This is a genomic window from Sphingomonas sp. (genome assembly GCF_040398505.1).
Classification (GTDB): domain Bacteria; phylum Pseudomonadota; class Alphaproteobacteria; order Sphingomonadales; family Sphingomonadaceae; genus Sphingomonas.
The window spans coordinates 8,499-13,794 of the sequence record NZ_JBBATX010000073.1 but is presented as its reverse complement, the minus strand read 5'-3'; the positions used below and the strand labels follow the sequence as shown (position 1 = coordinate 13,794).

General features: G+C 65.0%; 5 protein-coding genes. All 5 read right to left on the bottom strand.

From position 1 onward, the window contains the following. On the bottom strand, positions 1-665 hold a 665-nt coding region (locus tag ABWP09_RS10075; RefSeq protein ID WP_353205010.1), incomplete at its 3' end, for a dienelactone hydrolase family protein. 4 nt (positions 666-669) lie between these two features. Beyond that, on the bottom strand, positions 670-1,548 hold the full coding sequence (locus ABWP09_RS10070) for an acyl-CoA thioesterase (protein ID WP_188447066.1): 879 nt from the start codon (positions 1,546-1,548) through the stop codon (positions 670-672). Then, a complete protein-coding gene (locus ABWP09_RS10065) occupies positions 1,548-2,675 on the bottom strand; it encodes an acyl-CoA dehydrogenase family protein (protein ID WP_353205009.1) in 1,128 nt (375 codons plus the stop codon). The genes ABWP09_RS10070 and ABWP09_RS10065 overlap by 1 nt, the downstream gene beginning before the upstream one ends. A 141-nt stretch (positions 2,676-2,816) precedes the next feature. Continuing rightward, positions 2,817-3,995 (bottom strand): acyl-CoA dehydrogenase family protein, encoded by a 1,179-nt coding sequence (locus ABWP09_RS10060; protein ID WP_353205008.1) that lies wholly within the window; start codon positions 3,993-3,995, stop codon positions 2,817-2,819. Further along, the coding region (locus tag ABWP09_RS10055; protein ID WP_353205007.1) for an amidase family protein at positions 3,996-5,296 on the bottom strand (1,301 nt) is incomplete at its 5' end. It lies immediately after the preceding gene.

Sequence of the window (5,296 nt, the reverse complement as noted above, 5' to 3'; positions counted from 1 at the left end):
TTAGCGCACGCGTCGGGCAGCTCGACTCCGGTGAAAGAGTCGCCGAATTCCCGCCGCAACGTCGCAAATTTGGCGGGCTTCGACAGCGGATCGCCATCGAAGCGATAGCCCCGGAGCCTCAGCCCCTCGTCGATCGTGCGTTGTTTGACGATCGCCAAATCGGCGGCCGAGATGTCGAGCGCCGCCGGGCCCATGACCGGCATCCCCGGCTGCGACAGCACCGGTGCCAGCACGACCGGATCGACCGCCATCGACAGCGCGAAGCCGCCGGTCAGGCACATGCCGATCACGCCAACGCCGGGCCCGCCGCACTCCTGATGCGCCTGCTGCGCGAGCGGCCTGAGCCAATCGACGATCGGACTCGATTTACCGGCTCGAAACAGCGTGAATTCGCGGCTGATGCACAGCCCATATAGGCGACGACGGCTGATCTTTTCGGGATTGGTCGCATCGGGCGTGCCGAGCAGGATCGGCGCGTAGACCCGCATCCCCGACTCCGCGATCCACCGGCAAAAGCGCGCGAGCGCTGGCGTGAAGCCATAGACTTCGTGGATCACGATGACCGCAGGACCCGCGTCGCCGATCAGCAACACCGGCTTGGTCGTGCCGGTAAAGGTAAAATCGCGCCGCGAAAAATCGTCGATTTGCGCCGTCAGCCCGTTCATCGCGTCACTCCCGCAATCGCATCAACCCTTCCTGCGCGACGCTTGCGACCAGCCGACCGTCGCGGGCGAAAATCTTGCCGCGATTGAAGCCGCGCGCGTGGCCAGCCCACGGGCTGTCGCACACATAGAGCAACCAATCGTCGGCGCGGAAATCTTCGTGCAACCACACGGTATGATCAAGGCTGGCGCTCTGCAGATTATGGGTCATCCAATTGACGCCGTGCGGCAGCGTCGCGGTGCCGAGCAGCGACATGTCGGACGCATAGGTCAGGATCGCGCGGTGCAATGCCGCGTCGTCGGCGACCGGGGCGACCACGCGGAACCAATTTACCTGGTGCGGATCTTGCTTTTCGGGGCTGAACCAGTTCCGCGCGTTGACCGGGCGACTTTCGATCATGCGGGGTCGCATGAAATTGGCGCGGAAGCTTTCGGGGATGTGGTCAGCGTGTTCGATCCGGATTTCGAGATCGCTTTTCAGCGCTTCGGGCGCGGGCACGTCGGGCATGATATCCTGATGCGCGAGGCCGGCCTCGGGCCGTTGGAGCGAGCACGTCAGGGTAAGGATCGGCACGCCCTTTTGCGTGGCGATCACGCGGCGGGTGGCAAAGCTCTTGCCGTCGAAATCGCGGACCACCCTGTAGATGATTGGATGCGCCCCGGCACCGGGGCGCATGAAATAAGCATGCAGCGAATGCGCGGCTTTGTCCGCATCGGCCGAGCGCTGCGCCGCCTGGAGGGCCTGCGCCAGCACTTGCCCGCCGAAAACGCGTCCATCACCGTCGTCACCGCGTCGGCCGCGATACAGATCGGTATCGATCTCCTCGACATCGAGCAAATCGACAAGCTTTTGCGCAAGCTGTTCGGGGGTGGGCGCGTCGTCCATCAATAGCCCGCCGCGCGCGCGATCCGGTCGGCGTGGAAATTGGCGTCGCCAAACATCTCGGCAAGCACGCGTGCGCGCTTCATGTAGAAGCCGATGTCATATTCATCGGTCATGCCGATGCCGCCGTGCATCTGCACGCCTTCCTGCACCGACAAGGTCGTGGCCATTGCGGTCATCGCCTTGGCGACTGAAACCGCAACGTCTGCGGCGTCGCTATTGGCATCGAGCAGTTGCTGTGCCTTGATCACTGCGGCGCGCGCGACTTCCATCTCGCTGTAGAGATGCGCGGCGCGATGCTGGAGCGCCTGGAAGCTGCCGATCGTCGTGCCGAATTGCTTGCGTTGCTTCAGATAGCCGACGGTCATGTCCATCGCCCCGCCGCCTACGCCGAGCAGCTCGGCCGAGGCACCGGTCCGGCCGGCGCGGAGCAGCCGGTCGAGCGGCGCGCGGCCGTCATCGACATCGCCGATCACCGCATCGGCATCGATCTCGACGCCGTCGAAATCGAGTCGTGCGGCGATGCTCGAATCGGCGAGGCGCTCGGGCGTCGCGGTCAGGTGCGCCGCGCTTTTGGGAATCGCGAAGAGGGTGATGCCTGCGGAATCATCGGCGCTGCCAGCGGTGCGGGCCGCGACGATCAGCAGATCGGCGACATGGCCGTGTGTGACGAATTGCTTCTTGCCGGTCAGCTTGAAGCCGTTGCCCGAACGCTCGGCCGTGAGGCCGACGCTGTCGCGGTGCTTGGCCTGCTCATCGATCGCCAATGCTGCAAAAGTGTCACCCGCGAGAATGCCGGGGAACCAGCGCGCGGCGTGGGCGGTGCCCTGCAGTGCCGCGACCGCCGCGACTGCGGTGGTCAGGAAGGGCGAGGGCGACAGGTTACGGCCGATTTCCTCAAGCACGACGCCCGCCTCGACATGGCCGAGCCCCAGGCCACCTTCGTCCGCACCGATCAGGATGCCGGTGAAGCCCATTTCGGCGAAGCTCTTCCACAGATCACGGCTGAAGCCGGTCGCGTCGTTCGCATCGCGCAGCGCGCGCATATGTTTGACGGGCGCATGTTCACCGACGAAATCGCGGATCGTATCCTGCAGGGCGGTTTGGTCATCATCGAGAAATAGGGGCATTTTTCTTCCTTCTTCTCCCTCTCCCCTCAGGGGAGAGGGTCGGGGAGAGGGGCAGTCCCGAACGCCGACGTCCGTGTCACCGCCCTCTCCCGACCTTCGCTTCGCTCGGCCACCCTCTCCCGCAAGCGGGAGAGGGTGAAGTCACGCGGGCAATTCCAAAATTCGCTTGGCGATGATGTTGAGCTGGACTTCGCTCGTCCCGCCCTCGATCGAATTGGCCTTGGTCCGCAGCCAAGCGCGCGCCTCGGCACCGCCGCGCGACGCTTCGCTTTCCCATTCGAGCAAGTTCGAACCACCCGCCGCCATCATCAGTTCATGGCGCGATTTGTTGAGTTCGGTGCCGTAATATTTCATCATCGAGGGCTGCGCGGGATGCGCGCGACCGGCCTTCAATTCATCGATGAAGCGCTCGGACATCGATCCGAACGCTTTCGCGCGCACTTCGAAAGTGGCGATGCTCGCGCGGAGCAACGGATCGGCGAGGCGGCCGTCGTGATCAAGGCCGATCGTGGCGATTGCGCCTTCGATCAACGGGTTACCGCCCGAACTTGCCAGCCCCATGCCGGAAATCATCTCGCGCTCATGGCCCAGCAGATATTTGGCGACGTCCCAGCCCTTATTCTCGTCATGGACGCGCTGCGACTTGGGGACCTTCACATTGTCCATGAAGGTTTCGCAGAACGGCGAATAGCCCGAGATCAGCAGGATCGGCTTGGTCGACACCCCGGGCGAGGCCATGTCGAACAGCACGAAGCTGATCCCGCCTTGCTTGCTGGTCTTGTCGGTGCGGACGAGGCAGAAAATCCAGTCGGCCTTGTCGGCATAAGAGGTCCACACCTTTTGCCCGTTAATGACATAATGGTCGCCCGCATCCTCGGCGCTGGTGGCGAGGCTGGCGAGGTCGGAGCCGGCATTGGGTTCGGAATAGCCCTGACACCAGCGGATTTGCCCCTTGGCAATCTTGGTCAGGTAATCGAGCTTCTGCTCCTCGGTGCCGTACTTCAGCAATGCTGGCCCGAGCATCGAGATACCAAAGGAATTGAGCGGGTTGCGCGCCTTTATTGCCGCCATTTCTTCGCGCAAAATCTTGGTTTCCGCCGGCGACAGCCCACCACCACCATAGGCGACCGGCCAATCGGGCACGGTCCAGCCGCGCGACGCCATCGCGTCCATCCATTCCTTCTGGCCCGGCTGGAAATCGGGGTTGCGGCCGCCCCAGCAGGCATCCTTGTCGGAGCGGATGGGCTCGCGCATTTCGGTCGGGCAATTCGCCTCCAGCCAGGCGCGGGTTTCGGCGCGGAACGTGTCGAGGTCGGTCATCTATCGGCTCCAGACGAGGTCGTGCGCCACGCGGGCGACGGCGATGGCGGTGTGGTCGGCATACCGGTCGGCGATCACTTGCACGCCGATCGGCATGCCCTCGGGATCGGCGCCGACGGGGACGCTGGTGGCGGGCAGCAGCGGGAAGGTGGCGAGGCCGGGATAGGCGATCTGCGCGGCGAAGGGCGTCGCGACGCCATCGATCATGGCGATGCGATCGCCGATCGGCGTGTCGTCATGCGGGAAGGCCGTCGTGCCCCAGGCGGGGGCGATCACCGCGTCATACGCGCGAAACAGCCGACGCCACGCGCGGCGGCACGCCGCTTGCCGGTCGAGCAGAACGATCATCGGGGTCGAGGGTGGGCCGCTGGGGGAGGGGGCCCCGCGCGCCATCGCGACCGCGAGGATGCGCATGTAATCCTCATGCTGACTCTTAAGATCGGGGAGCAAGTCACTGTGATAGTCTACCGTTGCACCGATTTGCGCAAAGGCGGCCCCGACCGCTTCGACCGCGCCGGATATCGTCGCCGCAGCCGCCGCGAGCGGATGGCGCGCGAGGATGAGGATACGCCAGTCGCCTGCGCCGCGCGGTGTGGGCTTGGGTAGGGGTAGATCGCTTACGAGATCGAGCGCGAGCGCAAGATCGTCGGGATCGCGCGCGAGCGGGCCGATCACGCTCAGGTTCGGCGCGGCCCCTTGGGTGCGCGGGAAATAATGGCCGTCGGTATCGAGCATCCCGAAGGTCGGCTTGTGCCCCCACACCCCGCAAAAGGCGGCGGGCACGCGGATCGATCCGCCGATATCCGACCCGAATTCGAGCGGTACGAACCCTGCCGCAAGTGCCGCCGCTGATCCCCCCGAGGAGCCGCCGCTGACGCGGTCGAGGTTATGCGGGTTGCGCGTGCGCCCGTAATTCGGGTTGTTGGTCTGCAGATCGGCGAGACCGACCGGGATGTTGGTCTTGCCGAGGATGATCGCACCCGCCGCCTTCAACCGCTGGACCGCGACGGCATCCTCGGTCGCGATATGATCGGCATGTTCGGCAAAGCCCCAGCTCGTCGCCAAACCGGCAATGTCGAAGCTTTCCTTGACCGTTATCGGCACGCCGAGCAGCGCGCGGTCGTCCTTTGGCCCCGCATCGACCGCGCGCGCAGCGTCGCGCGCGCGGTCGAAACCGCGGATGACGACGGCGTTGATCGCGCCATCACCGGCTTCGATCCGCGCGATCGCCGCGTCGCACTCGACCAGCGCGGTGGTTTCGCCCGCGCGGATCGCGGCGGCGGTGGCGATCGCTGACTTCA

Excerpts from the sequence above, each read along its gene's own strand:
- ABWP09_RS10060 (WP_353205008.1), bottom strand. The coding sequence starts at position 3,995 with ATGACCGACCTCGACACGTTCCGCGCCGAAACCCGCGCCTGGCTGGAG.
- ABWP09_RS10070 (WP_188447066.1), bottom strand. The coding sequence starts at position 1,548 with ATGGACGACGCGCCCACCCCCGAACAGCTTGCGCAAAAGCTTGTCGAT.
- ABWP09_RS10065 (WP_353205009.1), bottom strand. The coding sequence starts at position 2,675 with ATGCCCCTATTTCTCGATGATGACCAAACCGCCCTGCAGGATACGATC.